This is a genomic window from Streptomyces lienomycini (genome assembly GCF_027947595.1).
Taxonomy (GTDB): domain Bacteria; phylum Actinomycetota; class Actinomycetes; order Streptomycetales; family Streptomycetaceae; genus Streptomyces; species Streptomyces lienomycini.
Window position 1 is genome coordinate 2,314,958 of the sequence record NZ_CP116257.1, and the last position, 21,635, is coordinate 2,336,592.

Below are 21,635 nucleotides of genomic sequence, written 5' to 3' on the forward strand. Positions count from 1 at the left end.
GTCGGTTCACCGCCCGGCCTCCTGGTCCTGGTTGTGGTCTGCGAGCAGTGCCGCGATCTCCTCCAGGGCGTCGGCGGCGGCGTCCCGGTGGGCGGTGTCCATCGGGTGCGAGGAGTAACGGGCCTCGCGGAACAGCGCCGTGAGCCGGGGCGCGGCCCGACCCGGGGCGAGACCGGCGTCGGCGGTGCGGGTGAGCAGGTCGGCGGGGCTGTCGGAGGCGTGGCGGGGCACGCCGGACGCGACGAGGGCGTCCTCCATGGCGGCGTAGCAGGCGATGACGGCCGCGCGGGCGTCGTCACCGGTGTCTTCCAGGGCGCGGCGGCCCGAGTGCACGGCGGACAGCAGCAGCCGCGCGTCCTCGTCCTGTGCCGCGGGACCCGCCGGGCCGGGGCGTTGCGGCACCCGCAGTCCGAACCGTCGCAGTCGCCGTACGACGGCCACCACGATCAGCGCGACGACGATCGCGGCCAGCGCGGCGAGCACGAGGTACAGCGGCAGCGAGGAAGGGCCGTCCGAGTTCCCGTGGTGCACCGGCGGCGGGACAAGGGTGCGGGTCGGTGTGGGGGCGGGCGCGGTCGCGGCGGGCAGGGGCGGGCCGGACGTGTTGCCGCCCGTGGAGAACCGGTGCAGCACCATGGCCAGGACGCCGATGACGCCCACCCCGGCGAGCAGCAGTGGCGCGGCGATCTCCCGCAGCCGCTCCTCGCGCGGTGGCAGCGAGAAGCGGTCGGCACCGAAACGGGGACGGAAGTGGTTGACGGCCGAGACGGCCCCGAGCATCCAGGCGACGGACGTCCCGATCACCACGAAGCCCCAGTGGCCGATCGGCCCCATGCCGGAATGCAGCAGGCCCTCCGCGGGCCGCAGCGCGAGCGCGGCGACGGCCAGCGCCCCGACCACCGAGACGGCGATCACCGCCCCCGGCGCCGCCCGGTGTCGCGTCCGCTCCCCGTCTTCCATGCCGTCCCCCGCTGAACCCCTCGCCCCCCGAACGCCTGTTCAGCGCCATCTTGGCACAGGCGGGGCCGCTCATCCCAGGGCCAGTGCCCGCGCGATCGACGTGATCGTGTCCGGCCCCACCCGGCAGCAGCCGCCGATCAGCCGGGCCCCCTGCTCCCGCCAGTCCCGTACCCGCTCGGTGGTCAAGGACGAACGTCCGCGCCAGGCACGGGCGTCGGCGTCCCAGCTCTCCCCGCTGTTGGGGTAGGCGACGACCGGCTTGCCGGTGACGCGGGCGGCGGTCTCGACCGCGCCGGACACGTCCTGGGGGGCACAGCAGTTGACGCCCACCGCGATCACCTCCTCCGCGTCGGCGGCCAACGCGAACGCCTCCTCCAGCGGCTGGCCGGCCCGCGTGCGGTCGCCCGCGACGGTGTACGACAGCCAGGCGGGCACGCCCAGTCCGCGCACCGCCCTCAGCAGGGCCGCCGCCTCGTCGGTGTCCGGCACCGTCTCCAGGGCGAGGACGTCGGGGCCCGCGGCGGCCAGGATTTCCAGGCGGGGGCGGTGGAAGCGCTCCAGTTCGCGCACGCCGAGGCCGTACCGTCCCCGGTACTCGGAGCCGTCCGCGAGCATCGCCCCGTACGGGCCCGCCGACGCCGCCACCCAGCGGGGGCGGTCCGGGCCTGCCCGGCGGGCGGCCTCACGCGCCGACTCGACGCTGAGCGCGAGCAGTTCCGCGGCTCGTCCGGGTCCGATGCCGCGCCGGGCGAAGCCCTCGAAGGTGGCCTGGTAGCTGGAGGTGATCGCCACGTCGGCGCCCGCCTCGAAGTAGGCGAGATGGGCCCTCGTGATCGCCTCGGGGTCCTCGGCCAGCAGCCGGGCCGACCACAGCGCGTCGCCCAGGTCGTGCCCGGCCGCCTCCAACTGGTTCGACATCCCGCCGTCGAGGACGAGCGGGCCGGAGGCGGGGGAGCCCGCGAGGGCGGCGGCGAAGGCGCTGGTCATGGCATGAGGCTACGGCCCGCCGACCCGCGCTCGGGTGCCTTGTCCCCCGTGCGAGCTACAGGCAGGTGTCCACCGTGAGGTGACGATCTCCGGCCGCCGGATCCGTAGCGTCCGGTACAGCCCGCGGCACTCGGTCACGGGCCCGACGAAGGAGTCCCCCCGTGAGGTTCGTGTGGCAGTTCCTGGCCGTGCTGGTGGCCTACGCCATCGGCGGCATGGCCATCCAGGCGGTGCAGGACAACGACTGGCTCACCCTGGTCGTCGGTCTCACGGCGGCCGCGCTGGTGGTGTTCGTGTACGCGTGGGTGGTGCGGCGCACCGAACGCCGCCAGGCCCTGGACGTGGCCCGCGAGGACGCCGTCGCCAAGACCGGGTGGGGGGTGCTGATCGGGGTCGGGCTGTTCTCGGCCGTCATCGTGAACCTCTTCACCTCCGGGCACTACGAGGTCGAGGGACTGGGCTCGGTGCCGGGCGCGATCGGGCTGGTCGGCTTCATGGCCGGGGCCGCCGCGACGGAGGAGGTCCTGTTCCGCGGGGTCCTGTTCCGGATCATCGAGGAGCACCTCGGCACGTACCTCGCCCTGGGCCTGACCGGCATCGTGTTCGGCCTCATGCACCTGCTCAACGAGGACGCCACCCTGTGGGGCGCCCTCGCCATCGCCGTCGAGGCCGGATTCATGCTCGCCGCCGCGTACGCCGCCACCCGCAGCCTGTGGCTGGCGATCGGCGTGCACTTCGGCTGGAACTTCGCCGCGGCCGGCGTCTTCAGCACCGTGGTCTCCGGCAACGGCGACAACAAGGGCCTGCTGGACGCCACGATGTCGGGTCCGGAGCTGCTCACCGGCGGCGACTTCGGGCCGGAGGGCAGCGTGTACTCGGTGGGCTTCGGGGTCCTGCTGACCCTCGTGTTCCTGTGGCTGGCGCACCGGCGCGGGCACATCGTGCCGTTCGGCTCGCGGCGGCGTGCCGCGGCCGCCAACTCCACCGCTACACTTCCCCGGTGATCGATCGCCGACGGCTCCTGGACCTGTGGCGCCGACTCGACGTCACGGTCCGGGACCTCCCGTTCGGGCTGCTGCTCCTGGTCGCGTCGCTGCTGCCGGCGCTCCGCGGCAACGGCACGGAGGTCGGGGGCCTGCCGACCCGCCCCGCCGACGCCCTCGCCGGGGTCGCGGCCGTCCTCCAGACCGTCCCGCTGGCGGTGCGCCGGCGGTGGCCGCTCGTCTGCGTCGCCCTCGTCTCGTTCGGCTTCGCCGTCGACCAGATCCGCGGCTACCACCTGTTCGCGGGCACCGCACTGCCCATCGCGCTGATCAGCGCGGGGTCGTACCTGGAGAAGTACCGCCGCGCCACCCTGGCCGCCGCCACCGTGGCGTTCGTGGGGGTGTCGGTCGAGCTGTACCGGCGCGGGCCCGGCGAATCGGTGATCGAGTTCGTCTCGTTCTACCTGGTGCTGGCCCTCGCCTGGGGCATCGGCGCGTGGATGCGCTCCGCGCGCGCCGCGGAGGCCGAACGCCGCAGCCGGGCCGCCGAGGACGCCCGCACCGCCGAACGCTCCCGCATCGCCCGCGAGTTGCACGACGTCGTGACCCATCACGTGACGGCGATGGTCGTGCAGTCCGAGGCCGCCAGGTACCTGACCGCCGCACCCGAGCGGCTCGACGACACACTGGCCGCCGTCAGCGACACCGGCCGCCGGGCCATCACCGACCTGCGGCACCTGCTCGAACTGCTCAACCCGGACCACGGCACCGCCGAGCCCAGGACGCCACCGGTCGGCCGGGTGCTCACCCTGGTCGAGCAGACACGCCGGGCCGGGCAGCCGGTGGAGTTCACCGAGGACGGCACACCGGCGGCCTCGACCGGGAGCGCCGACCTCGTGGCCTACCGCGTCGTGCAGGAGGCCCTGACCAACGCCCTCAAGTACGACCACGGCGGCAAGACCTCGGTCCTGGTGCGCCACGGCGAAAGGGAGATCACGGTGGAAGTGGGCACGGACGGCTCGGGCACGGGGGCCGCGTCACCCGGCGGGAGCGGGCGGGGCCTGGCCGGCCTGCGCGAACGGGTCGACGTGCTGGGCGGGGAGTTCAGCGCGGACCGCGCGGACGGCGGCGGCTTCGTCGTCCGCGCCCGGATACCCGGGGGGAGCACGGCATGAGCACGCCGGTCCGGGTCGTGATCTGCGACGACCAGGTGCTGATCCGCACCGGGCTGGCGACGATCATCGACGCCCAGCCCGACCTGGAGGTGGTCGGCGAGTGCGGAGACGGGCAGGCGGGAGTCGACCTCGCCCGTGAACTGCGCCCGGACGTCGTGGTGATGGACATCCGCATGCCGGTCCTCGACGGCCTCGAAGCGACCCGCCTGCTGGCCGGCGCCGGGGTGGAGCACCCCGTCAAGGTGCTCGTCGTGACGACGTTCAACCTCGACGAGTACGTCTACGAGGCGCTCCGCGCGGGCGCCAGCGGGTTCCTGCTCAAGGACGCGCCGCCCGACCGGCTGCTGCACGGCATCCGGACCGTCGCCATGGGCGCGGCACTCCTCGACCCCGACGTGACCCGGCGCCTGGTGGGCCGGTACGCGGCCCGCATCCGGCCCGCCGAAGCCGGCGCCGCCCGGGACATCCCGCTGACGCCCCGTGAGATGGAGGTGCTGCGCCTCATCGCGGACGGCCTGTCCAACAGCGAGATCGCCGCGTCCCTCGTGATCAGCCCCGAGACCGTGAAGACGTTCGTGTCCCGCATCCTCACCAAGCTCAACCTCCGCGACCGCGTCCAGGCCGTCGTCTTCGCCTACCGCCACGGGCTGGTGACCTGACGCGACGTACGGCCGCTCAACTCCGCAACCGGTCGCGCATCCGCGACAGACGCCGGTCGAAGCGGAGGTGGTACCAGGTCAGCCAGCCCATGAACACGACCGCCAGGCCGAGCATCAGGCTTCCGGCGCCGACCGAGCCGGACGAGAACCACAGGGCGGACGTGCCGAAGAAGATCAGGGCCAGCATGGGGAACGCCCACCAGCGGTTGCGCCGCAGCTTTCGCTGACGGGAGTCGACCAGCGCCGCCATCGCCCGCCGCTCCCCGGGGTCCCGGGGCGCCGGTCCGCCCTTGAGGATCCGCCGCTCCATGGCGGGTACGTCGTCCGGCTCCGTACCGACCGCTCGGGCGTCGCGCACGCGCCGACGGCGCACCCACCACACCATCCAGACGGCGAGCGGCACCGTGCCCAGCACGGCCGACGGCCACGCCGACACGCCGCCCAGGACCAGTCGGACCCCGACGCCCACGACGAGGGCGGCGATCACCCCGATGCCCCACAGGCTGTCCTGCCACCGCAGCCGCGGACGGTCGTCGCTTCTCTCTGCGCTTGCCATGTCACCTCTCATGTCCCAGGGGGGAAGGCGTGGACGTGCGGTGAAGACCGGGTACCCGCGTTCGCCGGGAACAGTTCGGCCGGCGCCGAAGCAACCGGCGCCTAGCGTGCGGGACATGAGCGACACATCCACCGCCGCCGCCACCCGCACGCCCGCCGAGGCCGTCACCGGCACGGTCGACCACGTCCTGGCCCTCGCCGCCACCTGGACCCGCTGGGACGGGCGGCCCGCACACGCCGGCGACCGCCTCTACACCCCGCACAAGGCGATCCGACGCGTCGCCGACCACCTGATCGACCATCTCGCGGAGCTGGAGGCCCGGCTGGCGGGAGAAGAGACGCAGCCCGACCACTGGCACGCCTCCACGACCACCACGGACGCGGACCGCGCACCGTTCACGCCCGAGGACCTCGACGAGGCCCGCAGCCGCCTCACCCGGCTCGCCCGGATCTGGGCCAACCGTCTCGAAGCGCTCACCGACGAACAGCTCGACCACTCGCCCGGCGAGGGCTGGAGCTTCCGCGAACTCGCCGCGCACCTCACGGAATCCGAGTACTACGCCGACGCGATCGGGGACCTGTCGTGACCGCCTTCGCCGCACTCCACCGGGAAGGCGACCCCCTGCTCCTGCCGTGCGCCTGGGACCACGCCTCCGCCCTCGCCCTCGCCGGACGGGGTTTCGCGGCGGTCGGCACGACCAGCCTGGGCGTCGCGGCGGCGCACGGGCTGCCCGACGGGGCGTCGGCGACCCGCGGCGAAACACTGCGGCTGGCGCGCGTCCTGGGCGCGGAAGCGTTCCCGCTGTCCGTCGACGCGGAGGACGGCTTCAGCGACGACCCCGACGCCGTGGGCGAGTTCGCGCGGGAGCTGGCGGCGGCCGGAGCCGTCGGGATCAACCTGGAGGACGGCGGGGGGCTGGCGGACCGGCACGCCGCGAAGATCGCCGCCGTCCGGTCGGCCGCCCCCGGTCTGTTCGTCAACGCCCGCACGGACACGTACTGGTCGGGCGACCGCGACGCCGCGGAGACGACCCGGCGCCTGGAGGCCTACCGCGAGGCCGGCGCCGACGGCCTCTTCGTCCCCGGACTCACCGACCCCGCCCGCATCGCGTCCCTCGCCGCCCGCTTCGACGTGCCTCTCAACATCCTGTACACGCCCGCGGGACCCACCCTCGCGCACCTCGCCGACCTCGGCGTGCGCCGCGTCAGCCTCGGCTCGCTGCTCTACCGGCGGGCCCTGGGCGCCGCCCTCGACGCGGCGACCGGCATCCGCGCGGGCCGGGCCCCGGACGGCCCGACACCCACGTACGACGAGGTGCGCGACCCGGCAGGCTAGCCCGCCGCCCTCTCCTCCCGGGGCCAGTTCTCCAACGCCACGTGCAGGGCGTCGACCGCCTTGTCCCAGGACGCCCGGACGTCGCGCGGGGCGCCGAAACCGCCGCCCGCCTCCAGGGCGCAGTAGCCGTGGAAGGTGCTGCGCAGCAGGCGCACCGCGTCGGTGAGGTCGGGTTCGCCCAGGCCGTAGGCGCGGAGCATGCCGTGGGTGATCTCGGCGGTGCGGCGCATGGCGGGGGAGTCGGCCACGGTCGCCACGAGGGACTCGTCGACACGGATCTGGGTCGCGGCGTAGCGGCCGGGGTGGCGCAGGGCGTACGCGCGGTAGGCGCCCGCGAACGCGACCAGCGCCTCCTTCCCGGCCCGGCCGGCCACCGCCTGCGCGATCTCGTCGATCAGCTCGCCGCCGGCCAGCAGCGCCACCCGCACGCGCAGGTCCTGGAGGCCGCGGACGTGCGTGTACAGACTGGCGTCCCGCACCCCGAAGTGCCGGGCGAGCGCGGAGACCGTGACGGCCTCGAACCCGGCCTCGTCGGCGAGATCGGCGGCGGCCGCGACGACGCGGTCCGTGGTGAGACCCACTCGGGGCATGGGCCACCTTCCGGCTTCCTAGGGCTCCTAGGTTTCATGCTAGGCCAGCGCGAGCACCCCGCGCACGAACGCGTTGGTGAACTTCCCCGCCGGGTCCAGCGCCCCGGCCAGCGCCCGGAAGTCGGCCAGCCGCGGGTAGAGGGCGCGCAGCTCGTCCGCCGGGGTCGTGAACACCTTGCCCCAGTGCGGGCGGGCCGCGAACGGGGCGAGCGCCTCCTCCAGCCGCCCCACCACCGGCAGCACCGCCGCCGTGTCCTCGACCCACGTGAAGTGCGCGGCCACGGTGTCCCGGCCGTAGGAGGGGCTCAGCCACTGCGCGTCGGCGGCGACCGTGCGGATCTCGCAGGTCTGCAGCACCGGCGCGAGCACGTCGCGTATCGCGTCCACCGCGTGCAGGGCGGCCAGGGCGTGCTCCCGCGGCATCAGGTACTCCGACTGGAGTTCGGCACCGCTGCTGGGCGTGAACTCGGCGCGGAAGTGCGGCAGCCGCTCGTGCCAGGGCCCCGGCACGCCGAACTGCTCCGTGCAGTTCACCGCGGGCATGCCCGGCACCGGATGCATCTTCCCGGTGGCCCCTTGCGCGTACGGGAAGTCCGGCAGCGGCCGGTCGGTGCGACGCTTCAGCCACACCTGCCGGAAGCCCGGCGCCCGCCAGTCGGTGAACAGGCTGACGCTGTACGCCGCCCCCATCACCGCGTCGAACGTCGCCGTGTCCAGGCCGGCCAGCGGCAGCTCGGTGAAGACGTGCTGCTCCACCTCGTAGGCCGGCTCCAGGTCGAGGGTGAGCGCGGTCACCACGCCCAGCGCGCCCAGCGAGGTCACCGCGCCGCCGAACCGCTCCTCGCCCCGCGCGACGGTCACCGTCGAACCGTCGGCGGTTACCAGCTCCACCTCGCGCACCACCGACGCCAGCGAACCGTTGCCCACCCCGGAGCCGTGCGTGCCGGTCGCCACCGAACCGGCGACCGAGATGTGCGGCAGCGACGCCATGTTCGCCAGCGCCAGCCCCCGCGCGTGCACCAGCCGGGCCAGCTCCGCGTACCGCACGCCGCCGCCGACCCGCACCGTACGGGCGCCCGTGTCCACGTCCACCTCGGACGGCAGGTCCGCCAGCGACAGCAGGACGCCCTCCGGACCCGGCTCGGCGATCTCGTTGAACGAGTGCCCGCTGCCCAGCACCCGCACCCGGCCGCCGTCCGCCACCAGGGCCCGCAGGGCGTCCAGGGACCGCGGCCGCAGCAGCTCCTTGGCCGTGTACGTGATGTTGCCCGCCCAGTTGGTCACCGTGATGTCGCTCATGGTGCGGAAACCTACCCGGCACGCCTGGAGGGGGCCCCGGGCGGGAAGCCGCTCCGGCGGGGGCATACCGTGAGAAGTCGAACGCCGGAGCTGGGAGGAGACACGGGATGGACAGCCGTACCGCGCTGGTCGAGGATCTGATGGAGCGGTTCCCGAACGTACCGCGCGAGGCAGTCTTCAAGGAGGACCTGCTGCGGGGCGGTGTCGCCTTCGACCCCTCCGCGCTGAGCGACAACGAGGACGGCGAGGTCAAGCCGAAGTCGTACTTCATCTTCTCCTTCGACCACGGCACCCTGCCCGAGCTGGGCGAGGCCGCCCTGCGCCGCCCGCCCGAGGAGATCATCCTCACCGGCGGCCCCTACGACCTGCGCCGCACCGTCGTCTCGGTCCGCGTGAACCCGGCCTCCCCCTACCGCGTCGCCGCCGACGAGGAGGGCCGGCTCGGCCTCTACCTCGACGGCAGGCGCATCTCCGACGTCGGCGTGCCGCCGATGCCGGAGTACTACCGGCACAAGCTCTCCAACGGGAAGTCCGTCATGGAGGTGGCCCCGACCATCCAGTGGGGCTACCTGATCTACCTCACCGCGTTCCGCGTCTGCCAGTACTTCGGCGCCAAGGAGGAGTGCCAGTACTGCGACATCAACCACAACTGGCGCCAGCACAAGGCGGCCGGGCGGCCGTACACGGGCGTGAAGGACGTCGACGAGGTCCTCGAGGCGCTGGAGATCATCGACAAGTACGACACCGCCAAGATCTCCACCGCGTACACGCTCACCGGCGGCGCGATCACGTCGAAGGTCCAGGGCCTGGACGAGGCCGACTTCTACGGGCGGTACGCGAAGGCCATCGAGGAGCACTTCCCCGGCCGCTGGATCGGCAAGGTCGTCGCCCAGGCCCTGCCCAAGCCCGACGTCCAGCGCTTCAAGGACTACGGCGTGCAGATCTACCACCCCAACTTCGAGGTGTGGGACGAGTACCTGTTCAAGATGTACTGCCCCGGCAAGGAGCGCTACGTCGGCCGCGACGAGTGGCACAAGCGCATCCTGGACTCGACGGAGGTCTTCGGCGCCCGCAACGTCATCCCCAACTTCGTCGCGGGAGTGGAGATGGCCGAGCCCTTCGGCTTCAAGACCGTCGACGAGGCCATCGCGTCCACCACCGAGGGCCTGCGCTTCTTCATGTCGCACGGCATCACGCCCCGCTTCACCACCTGGTGCCCCGAGCCCACCACCCCGCTCGGCAAGACCAACCCCGACGGCGCACCGCTGGAGTACCACATCCGGCTGCTCCAGGCCTACCGCCAGACCATGGACGACTTCGGCCTCTCCTCGCCCCCCGGCTACGGCCCGCCCGGCGCCGGCAACGCCGTCTTCTCGGTCAGCTCCTTCATGGACAGCCTGCCCGAGGACGCGCCCGTGGAGGTGTGAGCCCGGCGCTTGTCAGTCGTGCCGAGGACGTGCGAAGCTCTGCGCCTGCCGTGAGGCCCCACCCAACTGCGTCACCCGTGCGGTGAGTTGGCCTCACCTCTGGACGCAGTGGATGCAGGAGTCCGATGCCCGACCTGCCGAGCCCCCAGGACGCCGCCGAGGCCGCCCTGCACGCCGAGAGCTGGGACACGGTGCTCTCCTACGCCGACCTGTGCGCGGCCGGGTCCGAGGCGGCCGTCCGGCTGGCCACCGAGGCGTTCGCCCACGGCATGCGCGAGGTCCGCGCCGCCGACGCGGTCGGCACCGTCGCCCGCCGCGCCTCCCGGCTGCCCCGCATCGCGCTGCTCCTGACCGCCGTACGCACCACCGCGGCGGCCTGGGAGAACGCCGGGCAGGGCCACGACCTCGACGCCGGCCTGCGGCTGTGGCTGCGCTCCGAGCGGGCCGCTCGCCACGCCGGACCGCCGCCGCGCCGCCCGCTCGCGCTGCGCGGGCTGCGGGACATGCAGACACCGGACGCGGAACTGCTGTGGCTCGCCGACGTGGAGGCCCTGCCGCTGCCCGTGGTGGCCCGCCGCCTCGGGCTCGACCCGGCCACCGCGTCCGACGAACTCGCCCAGGTGCGCGAACTGTTCCGGGACCGCTGCCGGCGGGGGCACCTCGACGCCCCCTCGGCCACGGAGTGCCGCGGCTACGCCCGACTGCTGGACGCCGTCACCAGGTCGCCCGCCGCCGACACCCCCGACGACCTCTCCCACCACCTGGCCGCCTGCCCCAACTGCGCCGAGGCCGCCGCCTGCCTGCGCCCGGACGGTGCCGGACCGCCCGCGGCCCTCGCCGACGGCGTGATCGGCTGGGGCGGCCGCGCCTACCTGGAACGCCGCCGCGGCGCCGCCGAGGCACGGCTCGGGGCGGGGCGCCCGGCCGACGACGCCCGCGGGGACGGCACCCCCGACGGCTCGGACGGCACCCGTCGGGGCCGCCTCGTACGCGGGAGCCTGCTCGCCACCGCCGTCCTCGTCTCCCTGCTCGCGCTCACCGTCTCCCTGATGCCCTTCGGCACCACCGAAGGCGACGCCGCACCGCCCGCCACCGACACCGTGGACGGCCGGGCGATCGCCGTCCCGGAGCCCGCACCGCCGACGACGGCCGGCCCGGCGGGCCGGTCGACGCCCGCCGGGCCGCCCCCTCCATCGGTGTCACCGGGCCCGCGCTGGACAGGACCCCGCCGCGCGAGGACCCCGACCCGGAACCCCAGGGCACCGCCACACCGACCGCGCCCACCGGGGAGCCCCTCGCCCCGGGCCCCGCTCCCGCCTCCTGCCGCGTCCGCTACGACCTCGTCAACCAGTGGCCCGACGGATTCCAGGCCGCCGTCACCGTCACCACCGACGAGGCCCTCGACTCCTGGCAGTTGGCCTGGACCTTCCCGGACGGCCAGCGCATCGGCCAGATGTGGGACGCGAGCCACACCCGCAGCGGCTCCCGCATCACCGCCACCGCCGCCGCGTACAACCGGACCGTGCCCGCGCACGGCACCCTCACCTTCGGCTTCGTCGCCTCCTGGAGCGGCAGGAACGCACCGCCGTACGACTTCGCCCTGAACGGCCGGGAGTGCGCGTAGCCTGGCTCCCCGGACGTCACGATCCCCCGCGAAGAGGATGGCTGGTCCCTTGTTGTATCTCGCATTCCTGCGCGGCCTGAACGTCCCCGGACGCTCGGTGAGGATGGACCGCCTGCGCGGCCTGTTCCGGGACATGGGCTTCGACGCGGTCCGCAGCCACATCCAGAGCGGCAACGTCTTCTTCGAGACCCCCGAGGAGGACCGGTCGGTGCTGAGCCGGACCATCGGCACCCACCTGCGGGAGGCCCTCGGGTACGAGGTCGCGGTCTGCCTGCGCACCGTCCCCGAGATGGAGGAACTGGTCGCGCTCGACCCCTTCAAGGACGTCGACGTCACCGACAGCACGCGCTGCTGCGTGGTGTTCACCACCGAGCCGATCGATCCGGCGCTGGAACTGCCGCTGCTCTCCCCCAAGAAGGACATGGAGATCATCGGGACCACCGGGTACGAGGCCTTCGTGGTGTGGCACCTGATCAAGGGCAGGGCGCCCGCCGCCAAGGGATTCCAGGAACGCCACCTCGGTGGCGACGCGACGACCCGCTTCTTCCACACCGTCGTCGACATCCTCGCCGCCGCGAAGAAGGGCGCGTCCTGAACGGCTGGGCGCGACCGAGGTAAATGGCTGGCGCGTCCAGGAGGGGGTGGCTAGAGTTGCCGCGTTCCGGTGGCCACCGCGCCACCGCCCTTCGCTGTGTGAGACCCGGGAGGTGTCGACCGATGACTGTCGCTGAGACGGGCGCTGCCCGCATCCGGAAGTTCGTCACGTCCACCTCCGTGGCCACCGGCTGACACCCACCTCACTTCCCGCGTACGGCACGCGGACGCCGGGGCCGCCCTGTGAAGGGTCTCCCTTGAACCTCCCGTCTTCCTCCTCCCCGTCCTCCCTGTCCTCCTCGTCCCTCTCCGCCTCTTCTTCCGCCTTCTGCGGTGTCTCGCATCCGCTCGCCCCGTACGGCTGGGACGCGCAGTGGGAGTCGGAGTTCGCCCCGTACGCCGAGCAGGGCTGCCTGCCCGGCCGGGTCGTCCGGGTCGACCGCGGGCAGTGCGACGTCGTCACCGCGGACGGCGTACTGCGGGCCGACACCGCGTTCGTCACCCCCCACGACCCGCTGCGCGTCGTCTGCACCGGCGACTGGGTCGCCGTCGACCCCGAGGGCGGCACCCCGCGCTACGTACGCACGTACCTGCCGCGCCGTACCGCCTTCGTCCGCTCCACCTCCTCCAAGCGGTCGGAGGGGCAGATCCTGGCGGCCAACGTCGACCACGCGATCGTCGCCGTGTCGCTGGCCGTCGAACTGGACCTCGCCCGGATCGAACGCTTCCTGGCGCTCGCCTGGGAGTCCGGGGCGCAGCCCGTGGTCGTCCTCACCAAGGCCGACCTCGTTCCCGAGCCGGTGACCCTGGCGTACCTCGTCCAGGACGTGGAGACCGCCGCCCCCGGCGTGCCGGTGCTGTCCGTCAGCGCCGAGCGGAGGGAAGGGCTCGACGTCCTGAACGCCGTCGTCGGCGGCGGTACGGCCGTGCTGCTCGGGCAGTCCGGCGCCGGGAAGTCCACGCTCGCCAACGCACTGCTCGGCGAGGACGCCATGGACGTACAGGCGACCCGCGACGTGGACGGCAAGGGCCGGCACACCACCACCACCCGCAACCTCCTCGCCCTGCCCGGCGGGGGAGTGCTGATCGACACCCCGGGGCTGCGGGGCGTCGGGCTGTGGGACGCGAGCAGCGGGGTCGGTCAGGTGTTCGCCGAGATCGAGGAGCTGGCCGAGGGATGCCGGTTCCACGACTGCGCCCACGAGAGCGAGCCCGGCTGCGCCGTCCTCGCCGCCATCGACAGCGGTGCGCTGCCCGAGCGGCGGCTGGACAGCTACCGCAAGCTGATGCGGGAGAACCAGCGCATCGTCGCCAAGACCGACGCCCGGATGCGGGCCGAGATCCGCAAGGAGTGGAAGCGCCGGGGCGCCATCGGCAAGGCCGCGATGGAGGCCAAGAGGGGCGGCCCGCGGTAGCCCGACAGCCGGCAGCCGTGTCCAACGCGATGTCCGATTCCCGCCAGCCCGGCCCTCCGGTCTGGCGGAGACTGGACAGCGTGACACGGACAGCGGAGACGGCGGAGACGGCGGAGACGGCGGAGACGGTGCGGGCCGCGGAGGCGGCGGCGACCGCGGCGTACGCGAGCACGCGCGAGGACGGCAGGTACGAGGCCGTGCGGAGCCGGGACGCCCGGTTCGACGGCGCGTTCTTCTTCGCCGTCGAGACGACCGGCATCTACTGCCGGCCCAGCTGCCCCGCGGTCACCCCGAAGCGGCACAACGTGCGGTTCTTCGCGACGGCCGCCGCCGCGCAGGGCTCCGGCTTCCGGGCCTGCCGGCGGTGCCGTCCCGACGCCGTGCCGGGCTCCGCGGACTGGAACGTCCGCGCCGACGTCGTCGGCCGGGCCATGCGGCTGATCGGCGACGGCGTCGTCGACCGCGAGGGCGTCACCGGACTCGCCGGCCGGCTCGGCTACAGCGCCCGCCAGGTGCAGCGGCAGCTCACCGCCGAAGTGGGCGCCGGACCCGTGGCCCTCGCCCGCGCCCAGCGGGCCCACACCGCGCGCGTCCTGCTCCAGACCACCGGCCTGCCGGTCACCGAGATCGCCTTCGCGTCCGGGTTCGCCAGCGTGCGCCAGTTCAACGACACGATCCGGGCCGTGTACGCGGCCACCCCGAGCGAGCTGCGCGCCACGGCCCCGGCACGCGACCGGGCCGCCCGGCGCGCGGCCACCCCTCGGCCGGCGTCCCGCTGCGCCTCGCCCACCGGGGCCCCTACCAGCCCGGCCCCGTCTTCGACCTGCTCCAGCGGGAGGCCGTCGCCGGGGTCGAGGAGGTGAGCGGCGCACCCGGCCACCGCGTCTACCGGCGCACCCTGCGCCTGCCGCACGGCACCGGGATCGTGGCCGTCCAGGAACGGCCGGGCCGCCCGGACCCGGGCAGCGGCGGCTGGCTCGAGGCCCGCCTCCACCTCACCGACCTCCGCGACCTGACCACCGCCGTGCAACGGCTGCGGCGCCTGTTCGACCTCGACGCCGACCCCTACGCCGTCGACGAGCGGCTCGGCACCGATCCCCGGCTCGCCCCGCTGGTCGCCGCCCGCCCCGGGCTGCGCTCACCGGGCACCGCCGACCCCGAGGAACTGGCGGTGCGGGCCCTGGTGGGGCGGACGGAGGCCGAGCGGCTCGTCCAGCGGTACGGCAAGGCGCTCGACGCCCCCTGCGGCTCCCTGACCCACCTCTTCCCCGAACCGGCCGCCCTCGCGCAGGCCGAGCCCGACGGCCCCGCGGGCGCGCTCGCCGCCGCCCTCGCCGACGGCGCCGTACGCCTGGACCCGGGCGCCGACCGGGACGACGCTGAGCGCGCCCTGCTCGCCGTGCCCGGCGTGGACGCCCGTACCGCCGCCGCCGTCCGCACCCGCGCCCTCGGCGACCCCGACGTCGCCCCGCCCGGCGCCGCCCTGCCCGACACCTGGCGCCCCTGGCGCTCGTACGCACTGAACCACCTGCGCGCAGCAGGAGAGTGGGAGAACGACCGATGACGACCACGACGACCACGACGGCCTCCGTCCACTGGCACGAGATCGACAGTCCCGTCGGGCGGCTGCTGCTGACCGCGGGCCCGGACGGGGCGATCACCTCCCTGTCCGTGCCCGGGCAGAAGGGCGGCCGGAACGTCCAGGACGGCTGGCGGCACGACGCCGGGCCGTTCCGGGCGGCCCAGGAGCAGCTCACCGCCTACTTCGCCGGGGAGCTGACCGCCTTCCGGCTGCCGCTGCGGGCCGAGGGCACCGCCTTCCGCGAGCGCGTGTGGGCCGCCCTGGACGACGTGCCCTACGGGTCGACGACGACGTACGGCGAGATCGCCGCGCGCATCGGGGCCTCCCGGCCGGCGGTCCGCGCCGTCGGCGGCGCGATCGGCGCCAACCCGCTGCTGATCCTGCGCCCCTGCCACCGCGTGATCGGCGCGGACGGTTCGCTGACCGGGTACGCGGGCGGCCTGGACCGCAAGACGCGGCTGCTGTCCCTGGAGGGCGCCCCGCTCACCCCGCCAGCACCGCGCCGGCCCACGCCCCGGTGATCAGCAGGCACGCGAACAGTTCCGCGAGGGTGTCGGCGCCACCCGTGCGCATCGCCGTCCGCAGCGACGCCATCGCCTCGCCGTGCCGCCCGAGCCGCAGCCGCTCGGCGAGGTAGATGCCGCCCAGGAAGCCGGGGACCGCGCCGAGCACGGGGAGCAGCACGAAGCCGAGGACGGCGCCCGCGCCCCCGTACGCCGTCAGCCGACGCATCGCCTCGTCCCGGCGTCTCCTGCGGGTCGGCAGCGCCCAGCGCACCGCCCGGGACAGCAGCAGCACGACGGTGGCGCCCACGAACACCGCCCACGCGAGCGGACGCGGATCCTTCAGCGCCCACCACAGCACCCCGGCCCACACCAGCCACGACCCGGGCACGCCGGGGAGCAGGACGCCGCACAGCCCGAGCAGGATGACCAGGCCGGCCAGCAGGAGGTCCCACGCTCCCATCTGTCCAGGGTGCCGGAGTCCGGCGCGGTCCGCAGAAGTCCGCCGTGGTGGACGGTGGCCGGTCAGTGGGTTCTGGCCACCCAGTCCCGCTCGTAGGCGTGCCAGCCCAGTTGGAGGCGGGTCGTGACACCGGTCAGCTCCATCAGGCGCTTCACCCGCCGCTGCACGGTCCGCAGGCCCAGGTCGAGCTGTTTGGCGACGCTCGCGTCGGTCAGCCCGGCGAGCAGCAGGGAGAGGATCTCCAGGTCGGTGGCGTCGGGGGCGTCCCGGCCGTGTTCGCTCACGCCGGAGGCGCCCAGGCGCAGTGGGAGGCCCTCCCGCCACACCGCCTCGAACAGCCCCGACAGCAGCTCCAGCAGGCCGCTGGCGTGCACGACCAGCGCGGCCGGCTCCGAGGAGCGCGCGGTGAGCGGCACCAGCGCGAGCGACCGGTCGGCGACGATCAGCTTGGTCGGCACCCGGTCCACGACCCGCACCTGCTCGTCGCGGCCCAGGGCGGCGGTCAGCTCGGTGATGCCGGTCGGCAGGTCGAGGACCGACCGCTCGACCACCACGCGGTAGCGGACGCCGCGCCCGGTGGCCTGCTCCTCCGCGTCGTTCTCCATGCCGGTCACGGCCACCGGCTTGTCCGTCACCAGCGCGCACACCTCCTCGCTCGCGCCGAGCTGGAGCTGGAGGAAGCGCTGCGCCACCGCCGCGGCGCCGGTCACCACCTCCACCAGGTCGTGCACCGCCGGCTCGGCCGCCGCCGCCCGGTACTCCTCCGCCAGCAGCGCCGCCGCCAGCTCCGCCCGGTCCAGCTCGTGCCGCTGCTGGGTGAGCAGGGCGCCCAGGGCGACGCCCGGCGGGGCCGCCACCCAGCGTCCGGGGCGGGCCGAGGACTGGGCGGCGAGCCCGTTCTGCTCCAGCCGGCGCAGCGCGCGCTCGGTGTCCCGCTCGCCCAGCGTCAGCCGCCGCGCCAGATCCGGCACGTCGGCCGCGCCCACGGACACCAGCGCCCGGTACGCCGCCTCGTGCGTGTCCTCCAGCCCCAGCACTCCCAGCATCAGGTGTCGCCCCTCCCCAGAACCATGACCACCACCAGGCCGCGCGGACACCCGTGGCGGAAAACGGCCACGGCGCAAACCCGCCTCGGGACATCATCGCCGTACCGTCGGTCACTCTGCCAAGGTGGCGTCGCCGGGCGGTTCTCCCGTGGGGGGTGGGACCGCTCGGCCACCCCACCTCGTAGAACCGTTCGACGCGTCCCCCGAAACGCCGCCCGACGCGCGCCGATCCGCCCGAATTCTCCGATGCCCCATTTCCATCCGGCTCCGTCGGTGGACAATCAGGAGCATGAGTCAGCAGGGGGGAAGTCCCACCGGTCCCACGGGTCCCACCGGTCCTGAGGACGACTGGTGGGGGCAGCTGTACGACGGCTCCACCGACGACACCGGCCCGACGGTCGCGCCCGATTCCCTGGACGACCGCTTCGCCTCGGCATCGGGCACGGTGGCCCGCCGACCGGACCACGACACCGGGGACGCGCCGCCGCCCCCACCCGAACCCCGGGCCCCCTGGTGGGCCCAGGCGAAGCCCCCGGGAGTCCCCGGCCCCCGCAGCACGGCGCCCCCACCGCCCCCTGCGGACCCGCCCCGCCCCGGGCCCCCTGGGAACCCCCGCCCACGACACCCCCGCCCCGGCGAGCTTCCCGCCGGGCCCGGGCCGACCCGGCACCGTGCCGCCGGGGAGCCGGGGCCGGGCGCCGCGTCGCCGGAGGAGCGGGGGCCAGATGTCGTGCCGCCGGGGAGTCCCGGCCCGGCACGGCGGCGTTGGGGAGCGCGAGCCCGGCACCGTGTCGTCGGGGGGCCAGGGGCCCGGCACCTTGCCGTTGCCGGGGGAGCCTTGGTCTCGGGCCGCGTCGCCCGGGGAGCGGGGGCCAGATGCCGTGCCGCCGGGGGAGTCCCGGCGCGGCACGGTGTCGTCGGGGGAGTCCCGGCCCGGCACGGCGGCGTTGGGGGAGCGTGAGCCCGGCACGGTGTCGTCGGGGGGCCAGGGGCCCGGTGCCCCGCCGTTGCCGGGGGAGCGTGAGCCCGGCAGCCTGCCGTTGCCGGGGGAGCCTTGGTCTCGGGCCGCGTCGCCCGGGGAGCGGGGGCCAGATGCCGTGCCGCCGGGGGAGTCCCGGCGCGGCACGGTGTCGTCGGGGGAGCGTGAGCCCGGCACCGTGTCGTCGGGGGGCCAGGGGCCCGGTGCCCCGCCGTTGCCGGGGAGCGTGAGCCCGGCAGCCTGCCGTCGCCGGGGAGCCCTGGTCCCGCGCCGTGCCGCCGGGGAGCCTCGGACCGGCACCGCGGCGTCGAGGAGCCCCGGGGTCGGCGCCGGGTCCTCGGGGGACGAGTGGCCCGGCGGCACATCGAAGCCGGCGGACCGGCCGGCGTCCGGTGGGGAAGCGCCGCCGCCCCCGCTCCAGCCGCCGCCACCCTCGCCTCCGTCGCCGTCCCCAGCGTCCCAGGCGCCCCCGCGCAGCGCCGGGCGGCGCGGTGGCCCGCGCGGGCTCACCACCTCGGGGACCGGCGCCGCGGATCTCACCGAGCCGGACGCCGTGGGTCCGCCGCCCCGGACCGTGTTCGACCTGCCCCCGTTGCCGCCCCCGTTCCTCCCCTCGCAGCCCGGTCACGTCGGCTCGGGGCCGCCCACCTACGACGCCGAGCCGACCGCGTTGCCGCCCGCCGACCCGGACGGTCTCGACGGGCTGGTTCCGGACACCGTGCTCGACGGCGCCCGGTACGGGACGTGCACGCTGCGGGCCGTCTCCGTGCGCGGGGACTCCGCGCGCTACCGGGGCGAGCCGCGGCGCGACGCGCTGCTCGTCGCCCGGTTCGGCGCCGGGGATCAGGCGCTGGTCCTGGTGGCGATGGCGACCGGCGTCCGCGCGACCCCGGAGCGCACCGGGCGGCGGCCGAGGTGTGCCGGTGGATCGGCCGGGCCGTGGGCCGCAGCCACGCCCGGCTCGCCGAGGACCTGCGGGCCGCCCGGCGCGGCGAACTCAAGTCCGGCCTGCACCGCCTCACCGACCGCAGCCTCGGCCGGCTCCGCGCCGGCGCCGCCGAACAGGGCCTCGCCCCGGACGAGTACGCGGCGTCCCTGCGCTGCCTGCTGCTGCCCGCCGACCCCGGATGCCGCACCCGGGTCTTCTTCGGCGTCGGCGCGGGCGGACTGCTCCGGCTGCGCGACGGCGCCTGGCGGAACATGGAGCCGAGCGTCGGCGACGTCACCGGCGAGCCGGTGCTCGGCTTCGGGTCGGCGCCGCGACGCCCGCCCGGCGGCACGCCCCCCGACGTGAACGACGCGCCGAGCGAGACGCCCGACGGCGACCGGCTCACCATGGACCTCGGCATCACCGCGGCCCCCGGTCCGCACGACGGCCCGCCCGTCCAGCCGCAGCGCGAACCCTTCCGCTTCCGGGCCTCCGTAGCCCGCCCGGGTGACGTGCTGCTGATGTGCACCACGGGCCTCGCCGAGCCGCTGCTCAGCGAGCCGGAGCTGGGCGAACTCCTGGCGCGGCGATGGGCGGACCGCACCCCGCCCGGCCTCGGCGAGTTCCTCGGCGACAGCGGTGTACGGGTCAAGGGATACGCGGACGACCGTACGGCCGCCGCCGTTTGGGAGGCGTGAGGCCGCCCGCTGTGGCATAGCTGGAGCCATGGCCAAACAGAACGTCGCGGAACAGTTCGTCGACATCCTCACTCGCGCCGGGGTCGAACGCCTCTACGGAGTCGTCGGAGACAGCCTCAACCCGGTCGTGGACGCCGTGCGCCGCCACTCCGGCATCGAATGGGTGCACGTCCGGCACGAGGAGACCGCCGCCTTCGCCGCCGGGGCGGAGGCGCAGATCACCGGGAAGCTGGCCGCGTGCGCGGGCTCCTGCGGTCCCGGCAACCTCCACCTCATCAACGGGCTCTACGACGCCCACCGCTCCATGGCCCCCGTCCTCGCCCTCGCTTCGCAGATCCCGTCCAGCGAGATCGGCCTGGGCTTCTTCCAGGAGACCCACCCCGATCAGCTGTTCCGCGAGTGCAGCCACTACAGCGAGCTGATCTCCAGCCCGAAGCAGATGCCGAGGCTGCTGCAGACCGCCATCCAGCACGCCGTCGGCCAGGGCGGCGTCAGCGTCGTCTCGCTGCCCGGCGACATCGCCGACGAGCCCGCACCGGAGCGGGCCGCCGAGACGGCACTGGTCACCTCCCGGCCCACCGTCCGCCCCGGCGACGAGGAGATCGACCGGCTGGTGCGGATGATCGACGACGCCGACCGGGTCACCCTGTTCTGCGGCAGCGGCACGGCGGGCGCGCACGCCGAGGTCATGGCGTTCGCCGGGAAACTCAAGGCGCCGGTGGGGCACGCCCTGCGCGGCAAGGAGTTCATCCAGTACGACAACCCGTACGACGTCGGCATGAGCGGGCTGCTCGGCTACGGCGCCGCCTACGAGGCCACCCACGAGTGCGACCTGCTGCTCCTGATCGGCACCGACTTCCCGTACAACGCCTTCCTGCCGAACGACGTGAAGATCGCCCAGATCGACGTCCGGCCCGAGCACCTGGGCCGGCGCTCCAAGCTGGACCTCGCGGTGTGGGGCGACGCGCGGGAGACGCTGCGCTGCCTGATCCCGCGGGTGAAGGAGAAGAAGAACCGCCGCTTCCTCGACCGCATGCTGAAGAAGCACGCGGACGCGCTGGAGGGCGTCGTCAAGGCGTACACCCGCAAGGTCGACAAGCACGTCCCGATCCACCCCGAGTACGTGGCCGCCGTGCTGGACGACCTGGCCGACGACGACGCGGTGTTCACCGTCGACACCGGGATGTGCAACGTCTGGGCCGCCCGCTACATCTCGCCCAACGGCCGCCGCCGCATCATCGGTTCCTTCTCCCACGGCTCGATGGCGAACGCGCTGCCGATGGCGATCGGCGCCCAGTTCACCGACCGGCGCCGGCAGGTCGTCTCGATGTCCGGCGACGGCGGGTTCACCATGTTGATGGGCGACTTCCTCACCCTCGCCCAGCACGACCTGCCGGTGAAGGTCGTCCTCTTCAACAACTCCTCCCTCAGCATGGTCGAGTTGGAGATGCTGGTGGCCGGCCTGCCCTCGCACGGCGTGGCCAACAAGAACCCCGACTTCGCCGCCGTCGCCGAGGCCTGCGGCGTCTTCGGCGTACGGGTGGACAAGCCCAAGGACCTGGCCGGGGCGCTGAAGGCGGCGTTCAAGCACAAGGGGCCCGCCCTCGTCGACGTCGTCACCGACCCCAACGCCCTGTCCATCCCGCCGAAGATCAGCACCGACATGGTCACCGGCTTCGCCCTGTCCGCCTCGAAGATCGTCCTGGACGGCGGCGTCGGACGCATGGTCCAGATGGCCCGCTCGAACCTGCGCAACGTGCCGCGGCCCTGACCGGATGAGCACCTCCCGCGAAACCGGATGACTGGCCGGGGTCCGAACGGGCAAGGCTTCC

Annotated in this window: 18 protein-coding genes and 2 pseudogenes; 13 read left to right on the plus strand and 7 right to left on the minus strand. The window is 74.5% G+C overall.

Features of this window, described 5'->3' with window-relative positions:
- Positions 1-6: 6 nt before the first annotated feature.
- On the minus strand, positions 7-960 hold the full coding sequence (locus BJ961_RS10505) for a DUF4129 domain-containing protein (protein ID WP_271321060.1): 954 nt from the start codon (positions 958-960) through the stop codon (positions 7-9).
- A 69-nt stretch (positions 961-1,029) separates the two neighbouring features.
- Positions 1,030-1,947 carry a homocysteine S-methyltransferase gene (mmuM, locus tag BJ961_RS10510; RefSeq protein WP_271321061.1) on the minus strand — a complete coding sequence of 306 codons (918 nt, stop codon included), beginning with the start codon at positions 1,945-1,947 and terminating at the stop codon, positions 1,030-1,032.
- 161 nt (positions 1,948-2,108) lie between these two features.
- On the opposite strand from mmuM, the gene BJ961_RS10515 reads away from it, so the two are divergent.
- Genes BJ961_RS10515 through BJ961_RS10525 form a run of 3 tightly spaced genes read left to right on the plus strand, consistent with a single transcriptional unit; the run spans position 2,109 to position 4,764 of the window.
- Positions 2,109-2,951, plus strand: a complete 843-nt coding sequence (locus BJ961_RS10515) for a CPBP family intramembrane glutamic endopeptidase (RefSeq protein ID WP_271321062.1) — start codon at positions 2,109-2,111, stop codon at positions 2,949-2,951.
- Complete coding sequence (locus BJ961_RS10520; protein WP_271321063.1) at positions 2,948-4,105, plus strand: sensor histidine kinase; 1,158 nt, start codon at positions 2,948-2,950, stop codon at positions 4,103-4,105. Before BJ961_RS10515 ends, BJ961_RS10520 begins: the two co-directional genes overlap by 4 nt.
- On the plus strand, positions 4,102-4,764 hold the full coding sequence (locus BJ961_RS10525) for a response regulator (RefSeq protein ID WP_271321064.1): 663 nt from the start codon (positions 4,102-4,104) through the stop codon (positions 4,762-4,764). The genes BJ961_RS10520 and BJ961_RS10525 overlap by 4 nt, the downstream gene beginning before the upstream one ends.
- A 16-nt stretch (positions 4,765-4,780) precedes the next feature.
- On the opposite strand, the gene BJ961_RS10530 is transcribed toward BJ961_RS10525, so the two are convergent.
- On the minus strand, positions 4,781-5,320 hold the full coding sequence (locus tag BJ961_RS10530; RefSeq protein WP_271321065.1) for a hypothetical protein: 540 nt from the start codon (positions 5,318-5,320) through the stop codon (positions 4,781-4,783).
- Between the two features lie 115 nt (positions 5,321-5,435).
- Here BJ961_RS10530 and BJ961_RS10535 point away from each other — a divergent pair, with 115 nt between their 5' ends.
- Both BJ961_RS10535 and BJ961_RS10540 read left to right on the plus strand, forming a co-directional pair.
- The gene (locus BJ961_RS10535; protein ID WP_271321066.1) at positions 5,436-5,906 is read left to right on the plus strand and encodes a hypothetical protein; all 471 of its coding nucleotides are present in this window, start codon (positions 5,436-5,438) and stop codon (positions 5,904-5,906) included.
- Positions 5,903-6,655, plus strand: coding sequence for an isocitrate lyase/PEP mutase family protein (locus BJ961_RS10540; RefSeq protein WP_271321067.1), 753 nt, complete (start codon positions 5,903-5,905; stop codon positions 6,653-6,655). The genes BJ961_RS10535 and BJ961_RS10540 overlap by 4 nt, the downstream gene beginning before the upstream one ends.
- Here BJ961_RS10540 and BJ961_RS10545 read toward each other — a convergent pair.
- Both BJ961_RS10545 and BJ961_RS10550 read right to left on the minus strand, forming a co-directional pair.
- Positions 6,652-7,245 (minus strand): TetR/AcrR family transcriptional regulator, encoded by a 594-nt coding sequence (locus tag BJ961_RS10545; RefSeq protein ID WP_271321068.1) that lies wholly within the window; start codon positions 7,243-7,245, stop codon positions 6,652-6,654. The genes BJ961_RS10540 and BJ961_RS10545 overlap by 4 nt on opposite strands.
- A 39-nt stretch (positions 7,246-7,284) precedes the next feature.
- Entirely contained in the window at positions 7,285-8,544 is a 1,260-nt protein-coding gene (locus BJ961_RS10550; protein WP_271321069.1) for an FAD-binding protein, read from the minus strand.
- 107 nt (positions 8,545-8,651) lie between these two features.
- On the opposite strand from BJ961_RS10550, the gene BJ961_RS10555 reads away from it, so the two are divergent.
- From BJ961_RS10555 to BJ961_RS10580, 6 genes and pseudogenes are all read left to right on the plus strand, one after another.
- Positions 8,652-9,971 (plus strand): radical SAM protein, encoded by a 1,320-nt coding sequence (locus BJ961_RS10555; protein ID WP_271321070.1) that lies wholly within the window; start codon positions 8,652-8,654, stop codon positions 9,969-9,971.
- A gap of 112 nt (positions 9,972-10,083) precedes the next feature.
- Complete coding sequence (locus BJ961_RS10560) at positions 10,084-11,595, plus strand: cellulose-binding domain-containing protein (protein WP_333782101.1); 1,512 nt, start codon at positions 10,084-10,086, stop codon at positions 11,593-11,595.
- A 49-nt stretch (positions 11,596-11,644) separates the two neighbouring features.
- On the plus strand, positions 11,645-12,190 hold the full coding sequence (locus BJ961_RS10565; RefSeq protein WP_271321071.1) for a DUF1697 domain-containing protein: 546 nt from the start codon (positions 11,645-11,647) through the stop codon (positions 12,188-12,190).
- A 289-nt stretch (positions 12,191-12,479) separates the two neighbouring features.
- A complete protein-coding gene (gene rsgA, locus BJ961_RS10570; protein WP_271417010.1) occupies positions 12,480-13,604 on the plus strand; it encodes a ribosome small subunit-dependent GTPase A in 1,125 nt (374 codons plus the stop codon).
- Positions 13,605-13,732: 128 nt separating this feature from the next.
- A pseudogene (locus BJ961_RS10575) lies at positions 13,733-15,168 on the plus strand (bifunctional transcriptional activator/DNA repair enzyme AdaA).
- Positions 15,165-15,707 carry a methylated-DNA--[protein]-cysteine S-methyltransferase gene (locus tag BJ961_RS10580; RefSeq protein ID WP_271321072.1) on the plus strand — a complete coding sequence of 181 codons (543 nt, stop codon included), beginning with the start codon at positions 15,165-15,167 and terminating at the stop codon, positions 15,705-15,707. The pseudogene BJ961_RS10575 and the gene BJ961_RS10580 overlap by 4 nt, the downstream one beginning before the upstream one ends.
- On the opposite strand, the gene BJ961_RS10585 is transcribed toward BJ961_RS10580, so the two are convergent.
- Entirely contained in the window at positions 15,670-16,152 is a 483-nt protein-coding gene (locus BJ961_RS10585) for a DUF456 domain-containing protein (RefSeq protein WP_271321073.1), read from the minus strand. The genes BJ961_RS10580 and BJ961_RS10585 overlap by 38 nt on opposite strands.
- Before the next feature lie 62 nt (positions 16,153-16,214).
- Positions 16,215-17,198 carry a helix-turn-helix transcriptional regulator gene (locus BJ961_RS10590; RefSeq protein WP_271321074.1) on the minus strand — a complete coding sequence of 328 codons (984 nt, stop codon included), beginning with the start codon at positions 17,196-17,198 and terminating at the stop codon, positions 16,215-16,217.
- A 1,205-nt stretch (positions 17,199-18,403) separates the two neighbouring features.
- Between BJ961_RS10590 and BJ961_RS10595 the strand changes: the two are divergent.
- Positions 18,404-19,803: pseudogene (locus BJ961_RS10595) on the plus strand (protein phosphatase 2C domain-containing protein).
- Positions 19,804-19,831: 28 nt separating this feature from the next.
- Positions 19,832-21,574 carry a pyruvate dehydrogenase gene (locus tag BJ961_RS10600; protein ID WP_271321075.1) on the plus strand — a complete coding sequence of 581 codons (1,743 nt, stop codon included), beginning with the start codon at positions 19,832-19,834 and terminating at the stop codon, positions 21,572-21,574.
- Positions 21,575-21,635 lie beyond the last annotated feature (61 nt).

Bases quoted from the DNA above. Each gene is read 5' to 3' on its own strand.
- BJ961_RS10505 (WP_271321060.1), bottom strand. From the start codon at position 960: ATGGAAGACGGGGAGCGGACGCGACACCGGGCGGCGCCGGGGGCGGTG.
- mmuM (WP_271321061.1), bottom strand. From the start codon at position 1,947: ATGACCAGCGCCTTCGCCGCCGCCCTCGCGGGCTCCCCCGCCTCCGGC.
- BJ961_RS10525 (WP_271321064.1), top strand. From the start codon at position 4,102: ATGAGCACGCCGGTCCGGGTCGTGATCTGCGACGACCAGGTGCTGATC.
- BJ961_RS10530 (WP_271321065.1), bottom strand. From the start codon at position 5,320: ATGGCAAGCGCAGAGAGAAGCGACGACCGTCCGCGGCTGCGGTGGCAG.
- BJ961_RS10535 (WP_271321066.1), top strand. From the start codon at position 5,436: ATGAGCGACACATCCACCGCCGCCGCCACCCGCACGCCCGCCGAGGCC.
- BJ961_RS10545 (WP_271321068.1), bottom strand. From the start codon at position 7,245: ATGCCCCGAGTGGGTCTCACCACGGACCGCGTCGTCGCGGCCGCCGCC.
- BJ961_RS10550 (WP_271321069.1), bottom strand. From the start codon at position 8,544: ATGAGCGACATCACGGTGACCAACTGGGCGGGCAACATCACGTACACG.
- BJ961_RS10555 (WP_271321070.1), top strand. From the start codon at position 8,652: ATGGACAGCCGTACCGCGCTGGTCGAGGATCTGATGGAGCGGTTCCCG.
- BJ961_RS10560 (WP_333782101.1), top strand. From the start codon at position 10,084: ATGCAGGAGTCCGATGCCCGACCTGCCGAGCCCCCAGGACGCCGCCGA.
- BJ961_RS10580 (WP_271321072.1), top strand. From the start codon at position 15,165: ATGACGACCACGACGACCACGACGGCCTCCGTCCACTGGCACGAGATC.
- BJ961_RS10585 (WP_271321073.1), bottom strand. From the start codon at position 16,152: ATGGGAGCGTGGGACCTCCTGCTGGCCGGCCTGGTCATCCTGCTCGGG.
- BJ961_RS10590 (WP_271321074.1), bottom strand. From the start codon at position 17,198: ATGCTGGGAGTGCTGGGGCTGGAGGACACGCACGAGGCGGCGTACCGG.
- BJ961_RS10600 (WP_271321075.1), top strand. From the start codon at position 19,832: ATGGCCAAACAGAACGTCGCGGAACAGTTCGTCGACATCCTCACTCGC.